Source organism: Amycolatopsis alkalitolerans (genome assembly GCF_006152065.1).
Lineage (GTDB): Bacteria > Actinomycetota > Actinomycetes > Mycobacteriales > Pseudonocardiaceae > Amycolatopsis_E > Amycolatopsis_E alkalitolerans.
In genome coordinates this window covers 1-15,931 of record NZ_VDFW01000008.1, presented here as the reverse complement: position 1 = coordinate 15,931, position 15,931 = coordinate 1, and the positions used below count along the sequence as shown (strand labels likewise).

Genomic DNA, 15,931 nt, shown 5'->3' with positions numbered 1-15,931 from the left:
TTGGGTTCCGTAGTGGGGCCCGCCCGAACCACCGTCGCCGGCGATTCGGCCCTCCTGCTGCCCTGACCGGGTGCCGTTCGGCAGAATGCGGCCATGGAGAGCGGTTCCTTCGCCGAGTACCTGGCCGGCCTGGACAAGGCGACCCTGGTCGACCTGCTGCGGCTGCGCCCGGATGTGCGGGCCGAACCGGTCCCGCGCGGTTTCGTGCACCTGGCCGAGCGGCTGGGCGGAATGGATTCGCTGGTCACCGCGCTGCGATTGGTCAACCGCGACTGTGTGATGGTCGGCCAGGCGCTCGCCGCGCTGGATTCGAAGGCGACGGTGGCTGGCGCGGCACGCCTGCTCGGTGCTCCCGAGCAGGCTGTGCGCGACGTAGTGGCCGAGCTGGCTGATCGCGGGCTGGCGTGGCTCGCCTCCGGCACGGTGCGGCTGCCGGAAAGGCTGGCAGAGTCCTGGTCCGCTGAGATCGGCGGTGGCCGCGCGGTCGCGACGATAGCGCGATCCGTGCCCGTGGAAGACCTGCGGACGGCGGCGAGGGCCTGGGGTGTCGGCGTGGACGGGCTGCGCAAACCGGAGTTGATCACGCGGCTGGCCGAGGCGCTGGCGGGCACTCAGGGTGTGGCGGAGGTTGTGGCGGGACTGCCCGATCCGGCACGTGTCCGGCTCGACCAGCTGCGCCATGGTTCCGGTGTGGACTTCTGGGGCTACGGGTCCCGTGCCGGTGAGAACCCGAACCGCGAACTCGCCGCGGCCGGCTTGGTGTTGCGTGTCAACAGTCGCTGGGAACTACCCCGAGAGGTCGCGGTCGCGGCCTGGCTGGCCGAACGGGACTTGGCGCTGACAGGACCGCCGGACTTCCCCCAGCCGGCGACGGCACCCACGGACACGCTCGCCGCCGCGCAGGCTGCCGTCCATGAAGCGCTGCGAGCGGTCACCAGCGTGCTGGACGAGGCACGGTCGGCGCCCATCGCCGCGCTGAAGAAGGGTGGGGTCGGGCCGCGGGAACGGCGGGGCTCGGACGGCAGCGGCGCCGTCGAGATCCGCCCGGGCTATCGTGACCGCCATGTCTCCGGTGTCGCGTGGTCGAAAGAAGAAGCCGCGGAAGGGCAGGTCTACCACGGCCCGTCCCGTGCAGAAGACCCTGCGGTCGCCGTTCGCCGATATACGGCTCCCTCGTCCCGATTGGTTCGACGCGTCGATCAAAACCGTCCTGGACGGCGCCGACGCGACACTCTCGGCCGGTAGCATCCGCGAGCTCGAGCAGGTGACTGCTGAGCTCCTCGGCGCGGAGCTGTATCGCGCGGTGCAAGAGGGGCATGGTGGCTTGCAGTTCGATTGGTGGTTCCACGAGCTCGCGGACGCCGCGGCGACGAGGTCCCGCGAGAACCGCGACGAGGCGATCGAGCGACTGCTGCACGGTATGGCCGCGATCGGCTCGCCCGCGTTGCGCTCGTATGCCGAACAGCACTTGCCGAAACGTGCGCTCAACGACTGGCCGCGCGTTACCACCACCGGCGAGATCTGGCGCATGCGGGACGCCTATGGCACCCGCTTCGGCGTGATCGCGGGTTTTTCCTACCCTGGGGTTTTCCTGTTCGACGTCGACGCCAGTGGTTTTTCGACCCTCGTCGGTGCGGGCGTGTTCGATGACGTGGAGCAGGCAGGGGCAGCCTGGCGGGAATGGGTCGGCGACAGCGCCCAGGGCGTCCTGCCAACGCCGGCCGGCACCGCAGGGGACCTGCACTGCCTGGTCGAAAGCGAGAGCGCTGACATCATGGGCGACGAGTCCCGCAATGCGATGGACAACTGGTTCCGGGTGAACCGCCGCCTCCACGACCTGGCTGAGCTCGATCTGCTTCCCGATCCGCCCAACCTGTACCACGATGTCGACCTGATGCCGATGACGGACGAATTCACGGGCTGGTATTCGACACAGCACCGCACACCGCCGGATCCGGAGGTCATCGAAGCGATCGCGGAAGACTGGATGGAAGGCAAGCTACCGGAGACGTGGTTTTCCGTGTCGCCGCGGCGGGTCGCGCATCTGCGAGCTCTGGTGTCGGACTGGGTCCCGGAGTTCGGCAAGCCAGGCGAGGCGATGCTCTCCGACTGGGTGCGGTGGCTCACCGAACGAAATGCCATACCAGCGCACCTCACTGAGCCCGTACTCGCCGCGCTCACCGCTCCACTGGAGCGTTGAGCCGGAGGGCTATTTACCGCGTCGATGGCTCTTTGTCGCGAAGCCCTGACGGGATTCACTCCGTTCGCGCGTCGTCCCCGGATGTTCCGGGCGAACGCCCGTCGTTAGTCGCAGATAATAATAGCGCTAATAGTGGCGATCTGCGATTCCTGGTGTTGCGTGGCGAATATCGGCGCTAGTATTCCCGCGTTGTCGGATCATGGAGGAGCGGCGTGAACGAGCAGGATTGGGAAGCGGTCGCCGAGGCCATCAGGGAGCGAATGCAGGAGATCCACATTGGACAGAGGGAACTCGCTGACAGTACCGGTGTTTCTGCGGCGACTATCAGGGAGTTGATGTACAACTACAAGCCGCGCCGCCGGTCGACGCGGACGCTCAGGGCGATCTCGGTGGGTCTCGAGTGGTCGCCGGACTATGTCGAGTCCGTGCTGTACAGCAGGGCGCCAGTGGAGTCATCCGCCGCTGGCGATGCGACGGTAGCCGGCGTCGCGGTCGAGTCCAAGACGATCTCCGCTCAGTTGAACCTGGTTCTTCGGCACGTCGACGAGATCCGGGCCGACGTACGGGACCTCAAGGAGATGCTCACGAAGCACAAGCGATCATCGTGACCGCGACTGATGGTGCGCGTATTCGGCGAAAATAAGCGCCAATACGGTATCGACCGCGACGACATCTTAATGTCCGCTCGAACGACGGGTGGGCGGCGTGGCATGAAGTTGGCGATTCCGATGAATGAGGGCGAAGATCGCGGAAATCCTTGACGATCACCGCTGGGCTCCCCCTAAGCTACCAATGAAACCTCAATTTCACTCAGCCGTGGGCGGCTGGGCACGTCGACAGGGGATTGTGGAAAGTACCGAGGGGAGCGTCCTTGTTACCAGATATGTTGCGTTTTACTGCGCTGGTTGTCACGCTGGCGGTCGTCATCTCATGGCTGGCTCTGCCAGTGTTCCCGGCCTTGCGGACATCGCCCCGTGAGGTCCGTGGGCGCCGTCATGGTCAGCTGAGTATACGGCGGCGCCTCCGGGTGTCCATCGTCATTGAATGGGGCGAGCGTTGATGTGCTCCTGCGCCGTTCGCACCCGCGCTGGAGATCGTCACGGGATCCAGGGCGCGGATCGTGATCAGCGCAGATGTGGTGTCCGGCGGGAGAACGTGGTGCTCAGTTCGATGATCTGTCATCACAGCGGCGTGGACGAGGCCGGAAGCGTTTACTCGGTGATGGTCCCGTTGTCGGCGCATTTGCTGTGCGAGCAGGCGAACGACGGATTGCCGATCGTTGTGGGCCAGGGCCTCGTGGCTTCGCCTACCCGGCCGATGCGAGTCCACGTGCCGATCGCGGCCCGTCTGATGGTGCTCGAGATCGAGCGGGCCGCGGCAGAGTCGGAACTATCGCAGCTGCTGGGCTTCGCCCTCCCGTGGCCGATGGTGTTCGAGCCGATCATCGAGGTCAGCGTGGGGGCGATGAGCTCATGGTACCGGTTGGCTCGGCGTTACCTGCTGCGCTCCTCGCATCGAGCGCAGGTGCCGACCGACCCTGCCGAGACACGATCGCAACAGGAGTTGCTGACTCTCGGCCTGCTGTGCGGGCAAACCCACAACTACACGAGCCTGCTGGGCCGTGAGCAGCCAAGCCGGCAGTTCGAAGCCGTGCGTGCGGCAGTTGATCGACTGAGTCGGCACCCCGAGTCGGTACGCACGGTCGGCGATCTTGCGCGCGTCAGCGGGCGCAGCGTGCGCTGTCTGCAAGAGGGGTTCCGCCGGTACCTCGGTGTCACGCCGAGCGAGTACCTCCGCCGTAGTCGTACGGGGCGGGGTCTCGGATGTTGTTGAATCGCCGACGCCGTCCCGGCGGCGACATCATTACTGACGATATTTTGTCCTGACGGTTCATTCTCGAAGTCGCCGACCTCATTCTTCAATTTTCTTGTATTGATTTTCTGGGCAACGTGGTCTTGAGCGTTTTGGCGATACCGGCTATTTGTGAACGTGCGCATTTCACCCGTTCTGTCTGGGGTCGAGATGATCAAGGTTGCTTGCGACGGCTCGAGGTGCGCCTAACGCCATGCGCGACGCTGTCGTGCATGGCGTTGCCGTGTGTGGTGGCGGACTGACAGGCGCGCGGTGCTGCGCGCCAAGCGGCGTGTTTTCCTGGTCAGGCCTGCGTTGCTAGCTGCTCTGGCGGGTTGTTGACGATCACTTGGAGCAGGGCGAGGGTGATGCGCTCGGCGGCCTGGGCGGGCTGCCCGAGCCTGATGAGGGTGTGCACGAGCTTGCCTGCGATGGCCATGAGGAGAGTGGAGGCGAGGGTTATCCGCGGCTGTGCGAGTGGGCTCGGAGTTATAGGCACGAATTGATTCCTTCCGCTGGTTGAAATGGACGCCCTGAAGCATGAAGGTAGCCCTGTCGCCACCCAGTGGCAAGCATAAGCGCTCATTTAAGCGTTGTCGGTTTAAGCTCGATTGTTCTCGTTCATCAGCCGCCGGATCGTCTCGCGCGCGTCGGCGAGTTCGGCTTCGCGCCGCTCAAGGCGGCCTGTCAACTCGATGCTGGCCTGGGTTTGCTCGGTGAGCTGGGCGCGGAGGTCTGCGGTGGAGGCGGCCAGCCCGGCGCGGTGGAAGGCTTGGTGACCGAGTGCTTCGGAGAGCCGGTGCTCGAGGGTGGTGATGCGCTCGGCGAGACGGCGGTTGTGCGCGTGCAGGTTGGCGTTCTCGGTTCGCAGGGATGTCTGGCCGATCTTGGTTGCCCGTGGGCTGGGGGCGGTTCCGGCGGCGGCCTGGGCCTGGATGACCGCGGAGTGCAGGTCGGGGTGGCGGTGGATGAAGGAGCGGTGGACGCCGGCGCGGCGTGCCACGTGGGAGACGGTGATCTCGGAGCCGTCGGCGGACATTTCGGCCAGGGCCTGGTGGACGCGATGCTGTCGGGTTTCGGTGTCGCGGTGCCGTGCTTGTGCCAGGGGGTGCGGGTTGGTCATGGGGACATCATGGCGTCGCGGGCGCCGGCGTCAGGGCAGGATGTCGTTGATCTGCCGGATGAGGTTACGCAGCCTGGCGATCTGCGTGTCGCTGGGCGGGGTGACGGAGGGGTCGTCGAGGCTGGTGGCGAAGCGCTGTTCCCAGTCGGCCAGCAGCTGCTGGAGGTGGCTGGACATTTCGGACAGGCGGGCGCGATCGGTGCCGGAGGGGGACGGTGCGGGGCAGGTGCCCATAGGCTCGGCAGCGTTTCCTGGGGGCGCGTCGTCGTCGGCGAGCGGAGCCTGGAGGCGGTCGACAGCGTTGCGCATCCGTTTCTCTGTGACGCGGTAATAATGTTGCGTGACGTCAAAGGTGCGGTGGCTCATGAGTTCGCGCAGCACGTCGGGTGCGGTTCCGGCATCGGCGTGCCGCTGGGCGAAGGTATGCCGGTAGGAGTAGAGAACGATCCAGGCCGGGTCGAACATCTCGGTGCGCGGCGTGCCGTCGCGGCCGGTCACCTCGCGGGTGAGCAGGTGCGCGATCGTCTGGACGAACTTGCGGTGCCACCGCACGAGAACGCTTGATGGCAAGGGCCTGGTGCCGGCGCGGTTGGTGCCGAGGCGGGGGAACAGCGCCAGTTGCCCGAGCGGTGTGTTCGGGAATTGTTGCCGGACATGGGTTTGCTGGTCGAGGATGACCTGCGCGGTGTCCTCGCTGATGGGCAGGCGCCGATGGGGGCGGTTGTTCTTGAAGTCGGTATAGACCAGTACTGGTTCGCCGGTGCTGGCGCGGTCCAGGCAGTGATAGGGGAGCCGGCGGAGCTCGTCGGGCCGGCGACCGGTGTCGATCATCAGCTCGATCAGGTGCCGAGTGCCGATGCCGCTCTGCTGTTCGAGTACCGGTAGCTGGTCGATGATGGTGGCCAGCACCCAGCCTGGCAGGTCACGTCCGCGGCTTTCCCGTCGTTGCCGGGTGGGAACGTCGCCACGGATGAGGATGACCTCGGCGGACAGGCCGTCCGCGGGCCCACCGGGGGCGGTGAACCCGAGCAGCCGGATCTCGGTGAGGAAGCGCCCGAGGCACTGGGTTCGCGTCATCCGCAGCTCGGCGGTGAGTGTCGTGCTGCGTTCCTGGTAGGCCAGCCGGTCGAGCCAGAGCTGAATGTCCCCGCGAGACAGCGCGGCAGGGACCTCGCCCTGGTCCTCGCGCGCCAGCCGGAGGCACTCGGAGAACGAGCTCACCGCGGTCATCATGGCGCGCGCCCGTGAGGCATGCAAGCTGCGATGGCGGGGTAGGTCGTGCTCGGCCCAGCGTTTGGCGGTGTGGCGCAGCCATGACTGGCTGATCCCGGTGAAGTCGATCGTGCCGCGCAGGCCGAACACCGCCAGATCCCATACGTCGTTATGGCGTTCGGTCTCCGGGGTGGCCAGCGCGCGGCGCACGGCCCTGGCCATCGTCCGTAGCAGCGTTCCCAGATTGGCCGGCGGCTCCGGCGCTTCGGTGAGGCTGGTGACGTCGTGGGCGCGCAGATGCCGGACCAGGCCGCGCAGCAGCGATGGCCCCGCCTTCGCGCCGGCATCGGTGCGCGCTTGCACCGCGAACAGTAGCTCGGTCTGCAGCAGTTCGGTCAGGCCGGCCAGCACCACCCGCTGCTCGCCGCGGTCCGCGCCGAGCAATGGATGCGTGCGTGGTGGGGTGAGCGTCTCGGTGTCGGGATCCCAGCCGGCTTCGGTGAGAAAACCCTGGCGCAGCAACGACTGTAGTGTGGCCAGCCGGTCGACGGCCGCGTCGTGCGCATCCCGGGCGACCCTGGCCCGGACCTGGGCCAGCGCGGTGACCGTGGCGTTCACCGGCGCGCCATGGTCCGTGGGCTGCCGGCCCGGTCGACCGCCTCGCGCAACCGGTCATCCGAGGGATGCAGGTATACCTCGGTCGAGGTGATGTACCGGTGACCGAGCAGCTCCTTGAGCACATCGAGGGTGCTGCCCGATGCCATCACGTTCGTCCCGAACCCGTGCCGGAGCATGTGCGGGTGGATCATCCGGGACAACCCCGCTCTCCTCGAGAGCGCGTCCAGTAACTCGTTGAGCGCCTGGGGACGCATCGGCCCTCCCCGAGGCTCCCGGAACACGTTGACCAGCAGGAAATCGCAGTCCCGGGCCGGGCGGCACTCCTGGCGCAGCAGCAAGTACTCGTCAAAGGCCCGCACTACCAGCCCGTCCGCCGGGACCATGCGCGCGCGGCGCGATTTCGCCCATGCCCCGTTGATGTTGTCCCGCCGCCGAACATGCAGATGTGGACCCGTCACCGGGCAGCCCAGACTCGAGGAGTCCGGCAGGAAATGCACATCGGCGACCCTCGCCCCAGCCAGCTCGCCTCGTCGCAGGCCCATGCGCCACAGCGCCAGCACAATGAATCGATCTCGCGCGTTGCGACAGGCGCGCACCAGCGCGAGCACTTCTTCATCTCCGGCCGCGTCCACCGTCTGCTCCGAGGCGCGTAACCGGTGCCGTGGCCGGCAGCGAACCCCGGTCCCCGCCCATTCGCCGCGCACCTCGAGCGGCCGGCGATCGGCGCTCAGGTCATACAGTGTCGCGAGCACTCGATTGTCCAGCAGCCCGATCGACACCGAGTGCCGGAAGAACTCGCGCACCGCCGCCAGCACCGCGTTGATCCGACGGTCACCCCGCACCACCCGCCGCGCCGGAACCGCCACCGCATCCGGGTCGTAGTGACGCAGCCACAACGTAAACCGCGCCAGCTGGCCCGCAGCCTCTGGCCAGTTCACCTCGATCACCTGGCACCACTGGAAAAACAGCGCCAACGACGTCGCATACGCCTCGGTCGTGCTCTCCGCGCAGTCCCGACCCAACCGCAAATGCAGCAGCCACTCATCCGCCTCGGCCACCGTCCGCGCGGCAGGATCGAGCACCGTCCAGTACCGAACACCGGAGGGCAACCGCACCGCAAACTTCCGAAAACGCGTCACGCTCAGCTCCTGCTGTCCCGCTTCACCGATCAGCGCAGACAGTAGGAACATGACCGCCATCCCCATGCGCGACACACCGACAGATCGTGTCGTGGAAGCCCAGATTCACCCGTCAGCGCGACAATGCGCGACAGCTAAACGACCCCGAAAGAATCGATGGCACGGCCGGAGGGTCAGCGGGTCTCGGTGGCGACCATTTCCGGCTGCCCTTCCGGGTATTTTCCGAGTCGCGGTCTTGACCACCCTGGAAGCATACAACGCGGCACCTGAACGTCCATTTTTGGGGCGCGGCTTCGAATTGCGGGTGAGCCACGCCCCGGGCCCAATACAAATGAATAGCACCGAAGAAAGCCAATTTAAGCTCAAACGCAAAGAAGTGAGGACAAAATTTGCTGCTTTTTCGGACTTTGGTGCCCAGGCGGAACGGTTGGAGGTCAGCGGGGCTTCTAGATCCTGACTCAATGCACTAGATTCGGTTTGATCATCTCGTACATTAAAATGGCGGAGTGAGGCGGGGAGAGGGCTCGGGGTGCACCGTGTCATTTTCCACTGGGAGGGACCTGGCTGCTCACTTGACATTTAGAAGGAGGGGGGCTTTAGCTCCTGGTTCGACTCGCGAGGCTGAACCCCGAGGAGCACGGCGAAGTCCGGTTACATGTGTGGCGGCTGCGAATCACGATCTCCGTCGACCGGGGCCGACAGGTCTCTGTCATTGTTGAATGGTGCAGGCAGCCGGACTGATCTCAGCGCGATCAGCGGAGCCGGTCGTGATGGATACAGCGAGTCTCGTGCCCTGGTGCGGGTATCTCGAGGGGGATGGGCGACTCCATACAATCGGCCCGGCGGTAGGGGCAACGAGGATGGAAATGGCAACCAGTCGGCCATTGCCCGGGTTTGGGGACGGCGCCGACGATGGTCGGGAGCGCTTCGCCTGGCTCGCTGTTATGCGGGTTCGCGGCCAGCAGTGCCTCCGTGTAGGGGTGCCGTGGCTGATGCACGATGGGGGAGATTTCGGCTTGTTCGACGACCTGGCCTGCGTACATGACGACGGCACGGTCGCACAGGTCGGTGACCACGCCCCAGTCGTGGGTGACGAGCAGGATCGCCATGTTCCCGATCAGCTGGAGTTCGCGGAGCAGGTCGAGGATCTCGGCCTGGACGGTGACGTCGAGCGCGGTGGTGGGCTCGTCGGCGATGAGCAGTTTCGGGTCACCAGCGAGCGCGCGGGCGATGGCGACGCGTTGCGCCATACCGCCGGAGAGCTCGTGCGGGTAGCGGCGCGCGACCTGTGTCGGATCGGGCAGTTGTACCAGGTGCAGCAGTTCGATGACCCGCTGTTTCGCCTGGCGGCGGGTGAGTTCGGGATGGTGGGTGCGGACGGCTTGGGCGAGTTGCCAGCCGACCCGGAACACCGGGTTCAGGCTGATCATCGGTTCCTGGGAGATCAGCCCGATCTGGCTGCCGCGAACGCGCTCCAGTTCCTTGTCCGACAGGGCGGTCAGATCCTGCCCGCCGAACGATATCCGGCCCGCTTCGATCCGGCCGGTACCGGGCAGGAGCCCGAGGACGGCCATCGCGGTGATCGTCTTGCCGCAGCCAGACTCGCCGACCAGCCCAACAGTTTCACCGGGCCCGACCGACAGGGTCACGTCGTCGAGGACGGGTACCGGCCCGCCGGGCATGTCGAACACGACAGTGAGGTTCTCGATCGAGAGCAGCGCACCGGAATCGGCCAGGGGTTTTTCGGCTGTGGCGCGATGTTTCTTGCGACGGGAGGGTGCCGCGGCCCAGCCTTCGGCGGAGGCGTCGCGGACTACGTCGCCGAGCAGCGCGAGGGCGAGGATGGTCAGGGCCGTGATGATGCCGGGTGGCCAGATCAGCCACGGTTGCAGCATGATGTTCTGGATCCCGTCGCCGATCATGCCTCCCCACGAGGGCGCGGGCAGCGGCGTGAGAAGACCGAGAAAGGCCAGTCCGGTCTGGGCGAGCAGGGCGACTGCGGCGAGCAACGAGGCCTGCACGATGATCGGTCCGGCGATGCGGGGGAGGATGTGCCGGAAGATGATGTACGAGCGGGACAGTCCGGAGACGCGGGCCGCGGCGACATAGAGTTCTTCGCGCACGGGCAGCGTCGCGGACCGGACGACGCGCATCAGCCCCGGTGCCACGATCACCCCGAGCGTGATCATCGCGGCCGCCGTGTTTTGCGGAAACACCGACAGCACGACCAGGATGATGATGATTGCGGGCATGGAGAAGGTCAGGTCCGCCAGCCAGCCCACGACGCGATCGGTCCAGCCGCCGACGTAGCCGGCAGCCAGCCCGATTGGCACGCCGAGCAGCAGAGCGGTGGCCAGGGCTTCCCCTACTCCGATCAGCGTGATCCGCGTGCCAACCAGCAGCCGTTCCAGTACGTCGCGTCCGAGCGAGTCAGTGCCCAAAAGGTGCGCGCCGGTGGGTCCCTGGCGGGCGGCGAGCAGGTCACCGGCGAGCTGGCCGGAGATGTCGGGTAGGACGATGGGTGCGATGATCGCGACGGTGGCGATCAGGGCGAGGAAGGCAAAGCAGGCGAGAGCCAGCTTCCGGCTGAACAGGCGGTGCCAGAACCGCGGCGATTCCGCAGGGGTAGGAGTGCTGCTGCCGGTGTCGACGACAGAGGTCACGGTCATGATGTGCGCACCTTCGGGTTCAGCCACGTGTAGGCGATGTCGACGATCAGGTTGATCACGACGACGATGCCGGTGAAGTAGATGACGATGCCCTGGATGACCGGCAAGTCATGCTGGGCGGTGCTGTCGACCGCCAGCCCGCCGAGCCCGGGCAGCGCGAACACGTTCTCCACCACCACCGTGCCCCCCAGCAAACCGACCGCCTGCAGGCCGAGGATGGTCACCACCCGGATGGAGCCGTTCTTCATCGCGTTGACGGACACGATCGAGCGGTAGTGGACTCCGTTGGCCCGGGCCATCCGAATGTAGTCACTCGACAGCACATCCAGCATTGCCTCACGGGTTTGTTTAGCGACTGCGGTGATCCCATGCAGCGCCAGCGCGAACACCGGCAGGATCAGCGATTGCAGCCACTGGCTGGGCGATTGGAAGAACGGGACATAGCCGGTCGCGGGCAGCCAGCGTAGCGCCACGGCGAAGACGACGATCAGCATCGCGCCGACCCAGAAGTTCGGCAGTGCGAAGCCCACCAGGCCCAGCGCGTCCACCGTCCGGCCCAGCACTCCACCGCGGACCGCGGAGAACACGCCCAACGACACACCCACGAGCAGCGACACCAGCAGCACCCCGAACATCAGCGACAATGTCACCGGCAGCCTCTGGGAGATCGCCTCGCTCACGGTCTGGCCTGAGAACAACGACGAACCCAGATCGCCATGTACGGCATGAGTCAGCCACTGCCAGTATTGCTGGTACAAGGGCAGGTCCAGGCCCAACGAGTGACGCAGCGCCTGGTACTGCTCCTCGGTGCCCTGCGTGCCCAGAATCGCCCGGGCCGCGTCGCCGGGGATCAGTGAAACGAGGACGAAGCTCAGCATCGAGATGATCAGCAGCAACGGCACCGCGATCAGTACCCGGCGCGCGATCACCCGCAACAAGGGCAGACGCACCAAGGCGCCGATCACGCCATGCGGGTCGGGGCCACCTGCTCGTGGCGCGATAACACCATCAGCCATGTCGCTCCTCGCAGGTCGGCGCAACGAAAGGTACTAGCGCTAAAACTAGCGTTTCATTAATAGCTGCTGAGGTCAACCCGGTCTTCATCTCACCGCTACAAGACGCCGCCGTGCGCCAGCGTGATGTCCATCTCGAGCGCGCGGTGATATCGCGCAGTTCAATGAAGATCGCGCGTGACGTAAGAAGCGCAATACTCGCCCGCACGTATTCGCCCATCTCGTAGTACGCCAGGCCGAGCTGGCACAGCGTCTTGGCTTCGTTCGACCGCTCACCGGTTCTGCGCCGCATGACCAATGCCGACTCGGGCTGGCTGCTCGCGGCACTGTAGTCGCCGCGGCTGTAGAGCAACATGTCGAACTGGTGGTGCGCCATCCCCTGCAGGGGAACGTTCTGCAGCGCACGCGCGTACTTTAGTGCCTCGCGTGCCACCTCGGTGGCCTCGGCTGTCCTGCTCAGGCCGTCCAGCGATACTACCTTCGTCACCAGCACGATCGCGAGAGCGAAGCGCTGGCCGGTGGCGCGGAAATATTGCCCGGCGTCCCGAAGGTGTTCGTGTGCCTCGGCGAAACGTTCCAACGCCGAGAGACATTGGCCCAGCATGTGTTTCGTCCACACGAGTCCCTGCGGATCGTCGATTCGACCGTGGCACCGGAGGGTTCGCTCCAGCAACAAGCGAGCCGCCTCATGGAACCCCATGACGTCTTCGAGCCAGCCCAAGGCGTGCTCGCAGCGAGCGATGCCTACGGGGTCACCCGTCAGCTGTGCGTTGTCGAGGCCGAGTTCAAGGAGCCTCAGGGAGTCTGTCCGTGGCCGGAGCAAGAAAAGGCCACGGAGGAACGCCACCGCAAGCGTCCAGGCGCCTGGCGCGCTCTGCGCGACATGCCGAATCATGACGTGCGCGGTCGGCAGCTCCTGCTGCCGCCAACCCAAGGCCAGAGCAGGACGGTCAGGTTCGAACGGCTGAGGACGGATTCGCGGGCTGGTGGGGAGTAGCCCCGAGCCGGCCCAACCCGGCGCGAGTGCATTTACCGCCGCGACAGCCGAGGCGATCCACCAGCGAAGCAAACGGTCCCGGGCCGCTTCTGGTGCCTCCTGACCAACCCCCGTGGCCGTGTAGGCGCGATGTAGGTCAGCGAGGTAGACCCGCCCGCCCCGATCGCGCTCGACCAGGCCGGCGTTCGCCAACATCGCGAGGGCATGGTCGGCGGTGCCCGGCGCCAAGTTCGCGAGCGCCGCGACCGTGGCAGTGGGCAGCGGGTACGTGAAAGCGCGTAAGAGGCGGAACACTTTCGCCGCATCAGGTTCGACGCGCTGACAAGTCCGGTTGAGAACCCGGCGAACCCCCCAGCCCACCAGCTTCGCGGCTTCGGCCGGTTCGAGCGGCCCGAGCTCGATCGAGGCTTTGGCAAGGCCGGGCACCGGAACGCGGCTGGTGACGATCACATCGTTCCCCCGACCAAGGAGCAGGCTCATGACTTGTTCCGCAGAGACCGCGTTGTCGAGCATCAACACGAGGTGTTCCTCCCCGAGGGCGGTCTCACGAAGCCTGGTCACGACACCCTCGATCTGCTCACGGCTGATGATCCAGTTCAAATCCACGTACACGATGAGAACGCGGTCGCCAACCAATGACGCCCAGTAGCTCAGCAACCTGGTCTTACCGATTCGGGACAGGTCCACCACGGTGATCAGCCTCGTGCGCGGGGACGGCAGGCAGAGACGGTTCAGCTCCTGTAACTCTCGTTCCTTGCCGGCGAATGGCCTGGTGCCGCAGGGGATGCTCGCCGCCCATGGCGGCAGCAGCCAAGGCATCCGCGTGCTGCCGCCGAACAAATGCCTCAACCAGCGACTGAGAGCCAAGAGGCGATTGCTCCACATGCGGATCTCCGTATGAGTCTGGACCGTGCAGGGCTGCGTTGCGAAACTCGATCGCCGCTCCCAGCGCCGCAGCTCCGTTAGCAGAAATGAAACGCGATGTTCATATAATAGAACCACTCTCGACTCCGATGTGCAACGTCCTACCGCACCCCAGTGCGGCTACAGCATGTTGTTCTTGTCGTGCTGGCCCCGTGGACCCCGGCCGACATGCGCCGATCGGGCGGGTGGGCGCGGACGACGTCCTCGTGACCGGCGAACTGCGGGCGGCCCCAGTGGGAACGCCGCGGTTGCACCGTCTATCGCGCACGGCTACGAGAAGCTGAACAAGCCCGCCAAAGCCCGACTGACAATGCGCCCAGCTGTGTCAAGCGGTGCAAGACGGCCGTGGCGGGCTGCGTCTCGACTGGTGGTTCCACGAAATCGTGGACGCCGCCGCAGCGGTCTCGCGAAGAATGTACGGAGTCGATGGATCGGCTGCTCCACGGCATGGCCGCGGTCGGCTTCGGCGGCGTGGCGCACGCACAGGCTGCCCAGCAACACTTGCCGAAACCTACGCTCAGCGATTGGCTGCGGGTAATCGCCACCGGCGAGGTCTGTGTATGCGCCACGGCCACGGGACCCGCCACCGCGTGATCGTGGGCTTCACCTACCTCGGGTTTACCTGTTCGATATCGATGCCAGTGGTTCACCAGTTCGCCGGTGGCGACCTGTTCGATGACGTGGAGGAGGCCCGCGCCGGCATGGCGCGAGTCGGTGGGCGACAGCGCTCATGGTGTCCAGTCGCAGCCAGTCAGCAGTGCGGACGACTTGCTCCACGTCGCCGAGCGTCGAGATCGTCGAAGCCATCGCGGGGGAGCGGATGGAAGGCACGCTGCCGGGGACCTGGTTCTCGCCATCTCCCGGCCGGATCAAGAATGTACTGTGCCCTGATGTCGGACTGGGTTCGGGAGTTCACCCTGCCCGGCGAAGCCTGATGCGTCCGTTCGGCGTCGGTAGACGGCTGCACCCTGGCTGGCCGCGTGTCTGGGCATCTGTGATCGGCGAGTTGCTTGGCGAACCCGTACATCCAACGGTCGGAGGGTCGTGGCATCCATGAATACGGAGCGGGCCAAATAGCCACGCGTGTCGGAGAGGTCATATCCGGAGTTTCGATTCGATGTCGGCTGCGGCGATCCCACCGTAGGTACGGGCGACGCGGTCGGAGAAGGCGGTGCGGTCGAGACGGTAGTTCTGGGCGCCCGTGGTTTCCAGCACGATTGTGGCCAGGGTGCACCCGGCCTGCGCCGCGCGTGCCAGGCTCAACCGGTGGACGCGCCCCCACAGGAAGCCGGCGCGGAACGCATCCCCGACACCGGTCGGGTCAAGTGCTTGCTTGGCTGAAACGGCGGGCACGGTGATCGTGGGGTGTCCGGCCTGCTCGATCGTGACTCCGCTGGCGCCGTGCGTGGTGATCCAGAAGCCGACACGGGCGAGGACTTCGTGGTGCTGCCAGCGTGCGGTGCGCAACAGCAGAGCGGCTTCGTAGGCGTTGGTGAACAGGTACCGCGCCCCCTCGACGAGCTCCCGCACCTCGGCGCCAGTCACGGTGGACAATTGCTGGGAGATGTCGGCGGCGAACGCATAGTTGTACCGGCGGCAGTCGTCGGTGTAGCGCAGCATGGCTTTCGGGTCGTTTGGCCCGATCACCACCAGCTCCGGGACACCCACCCGCTCGGCCACGGCGGCGAGACTGATGTCGCGGGCCTCCGTCATCGCTCCGGCATAGAAGCTAGCGATCTGGTTGTGGTCGCGGTCGGTGGTGCATACGAAGCGGGCGGTGTGCTGGGTGGTGGAGACGTGCACCGACTTGATGTCGACGCGGTGTTCGTGGAGCCAGGTGCGGTAGTCGTCGAAGTCGGTCCCGACCGCGCCGACCAGCACGGGCGGCAGGCCGAGCGATGCGAGTCCGATGGCGATGTTGGCTGCGACGCCACCGCGCCGTACGGTCAGGCCGTCCACTAAAACGGACAGTGAGAGCGTGTGGAGCTGGTCGGCGAGCAGGTGGTCGGTGAACCGGCCGGGGAAGTCCATCAGGTGGTCGGTGGCGATCGACCCGGTCACGAGAATCCGCCGTGTCATGGCGATATCACCGCCGCGAGGTCACCGCCGCGGTCGGTGTTTTCCCAGGGGAGGGCGAGTTCGGGGCGGCCGAAGTGGCCGTAGGCGGAGGTCTGGGCGTAGATCG

General features: G+C 66.1%; 13 protein-coding genes. 5 read left to right on the top strand and 8 right to left on the bottom strand.

Going from position 1 to position 15,931, the window contains the following annotated elements; translation table 11 throughout:
• Positions 1-93: 93 nt before the first annotated feature.
• The 4 genes from FG385_RS11620 to FG385_RS11605 all read left to right on the top strand — a co-directional run bounded on the left by FG385_RS11620 (position 94) and on the right by FG385_RS11605 (position 4,033).
• The gene (locus FG385_RS11620) at positions 94-1,245 is read left to right on the top strand and encodes a hypothetical protein (RefSeq protein WP_139096691.1); all 1,152 of its coding nucleotides are present in this window, start codon (positions 94-96) and stop codon (positions 1,243-1,245) included.
• Positions 1,130-2,200 (top strand): hypothetical protein, encoded by a 1,071-nt coding sequence (locus FG385_RS11615; RefSeq protein WP_139096690.1) that lies wholly within the window; start codon positions 1,130-1,132, stop codon positions 2,198-2,200. The genes FG385_RS11620 and FG385_RS11615 overlap by 116 nt, the downstream gene beginning before the upstream one ends.
• Before the next feature lie 212 nt (positions 2,201-2,412).
• Positions 2,413-2,808 carry an XRE family transcriptional regulator gene (locus tag FG385_RS11610; protein WP_139096689.1) on the top strand — a complete coding sequence of 132 codons (396 nt, stop codon included), beginning with the start codon at positions 2,413-2,415 and terminating at the stop codon, positions 2,806-2,808.
• A 547-nt stretch (positions 2,809-3,355) separates the two neighbouring features.
• Entirely contained in the window at positions 3,356-4,033 is a 678-nt protein-coding gene (locus tag FG385_RS11605) for an AraC-like ligand-binding domain-containing protein (RefSeq protein WP_235022521.1), read from the top strand.
• A 322-nt stretch (positions 4,034-4,355) separates the two neighbouring features.
• Here FG385_RS11605 and FG385_RS35300 read toward each other — a convergent pair whose 3' ends face one another.
• From FG385_RS35300 to FG385_RS11590, 4 genes are all read right to left on the bottom strand, one after another.
• Positions 4,356-4,490, bottom strand: a complete 135-nt coding sequence (locus FG385_RS35300) for a hypothetical protein (RefSeq protein ID WP_268815922.1) — start codon at positions 4,488-4,490, stop codon at positions 4,356-4,358.
• A 162-nt stretch (positions 4,491-4,652) separates the two neighbouring features.
• Positions 4,653-5,174: a DUF6262 family protein gene (locus tag FG385_RS11600; protein ID WP_139096687.1), complete on the bottom strand. Its 522-nt coding sequence runs from the start codon at positions 5,172-5,174 to the stop codon at positions 4,653-4,655.
• Between the two features lie 30 nt (positions 5,175-5,204).
• Entirely contained in the window at positions 5,205-7,004 is a 1,800-nt protein-coding gene (locus FG385_RS11595) for a tyrosine-type recombinase/integrase (protein WP_139096686.1), read from the bottom strand.
• Positions 7,001-8,209: a tyrosine-type recombinase/integrase gene (locus FG385_RS11590; protein WP_235022538.1), complete on the bottom strand. Its 1,209-nt coding sequence runs from the start codon at positions 8,207-8,209 to the stop codon at positions 7,001-7,003. Before FG385_RS11590 ends, FG385_RS11595 begins: the two co-directional genes overlap by 4 nt.
• Before the next feature lie 169 nt (positions 8,210-8,378).
• On the opposite strand from FG385_RS11590, the gene FG385_RS34790 reads away from it, so the two are divergent.
• Positions 8,379-8,600, top strand: coding sequence for a hypothetical protein (locus tag FG385_RS34790; RefSeq protein WP_139096685.1), 222 nt, complete (start codon positions 8,379-8,381; stop codon positions 8,598-8,600).
• 295 nt (positions 8,601-8,895) lie between these two features.
• On the opposite strand, the gene FG385_RS11580 is transcribed toward FG385_RS34790, so the two are convergent.
• The 4 genes from FG385_RS11580 to FG385_RS11565 form a co-directional block, all read right to left on the bottom strand.
• A complete protein-coding gene (locus tag FG385_RS11580; RefSeq protein ID WP_139096684.1) occupies positions 8,896-10,812 on the bottom strand; it encodes a dipeptide/oligopeptide/nickel ABC transporter permease/ATP-binding protein in 1,917 nt (638 codons plus the stop codon).
• Positions 10,809-11,828 (bottom strand): ABC transporter permease, encoded by a 1,020-nt coding sequence (locus FG385_RS11575; RefSeq protein ID WP_139096683.1) that lies wholly within the window; start codon positions 11,826-11,828, stop codon positions 10,809-10,811. Before FG385_RS11575 ends, FG385_RS11580 begins: the two co-directional genes overlap by 4 nt.
• Complete coding sequence (locus FG385_RS11570; RefSeq protein WP_139096682.1) at positions 11,821-13,707, bottom strand: tetratricopeptide repeat protein; 1,887 nt, start codon at positions 13,705-13,707, stop codon at positions 11,821-11,823. Before FG385_RS11570 ends, FG385_RS11575 begins: the two co-directional genes overlap by 8 nt.
• A 1,134-nt stretch (positions 13,708-14,841) precedes the next feature.
• Positions 14,842-15,825 (bottom strand): carbohydrate kinase family protein, encoded by a 984-nt coding sequence (locus FG385_RS11565; protein WP_139096681.1) that lies wholly within the window; start codon positions 15,823-15,825, stop codon positions 14,842-14,844.
• Positions 15,826-15,931: the final 106 nt, after the last annotated feature.

Bases quoted from the DNA above. Each gene is read 5' to 3' on its own strand.
- FG385_RS11620 (WP_139096691.1), top strand. From the start codon at position 94: ATGGAGAGCGGTTCCTTCGCCGAGTACCTGGCCGGCCTGGACAAGGCG.
- FG385_RS35300 (WP_268815922.1), bottom strand. From the start codon at position 4,490: ATGGCCATCGCAGGCAAGCTCGTGCACACCCTCATCAGGCTCGGGCAG.
- FG385_RS11600 (WP_139096687.1), bottom strand. From the start codon at position 5,174: ATGACCAACCCGCACCCCCTGGCACAAGCACGGCACCGCGACACCGAA.
- FG385_RS11590 (WP_235022538.1), bottom strand. From the start codon at position 8,209: ATGGGGATGGCGGTCATGTTCCTACTGTCTGCGCTGATCGGTGAAGCG.
- FG385_RS11580 (WP_139096684.1), bottom strand. From the start codon at position 10,812: ATGACCGTGACCTCTGTCGTCGACACCGGCAGCAGCACTCCTACCCCT.
- FG385_RS11575 (WP_139096683.1), bottom strand. From the start codon at position 11,828: ATGGCTGATGGTGTTATCGCGCCACGAGCAGGTGGCCCCGACCCGCAT.
- FG385_RS11570 (WP_139096682.1), bottom strand. From the start codon at position 13,707: ATGTGGAGCAATCGCCTCTTGGCTCTCAGTCGCTGGTTGAGGCATTTG.
- FG385_RS11565 (WP_139096681.1), bottom strand. From the start codon at position 15,825: ATGACACGGCGGATTCTCGTGACCGGGTCGATCGCCACCGACCACCTG.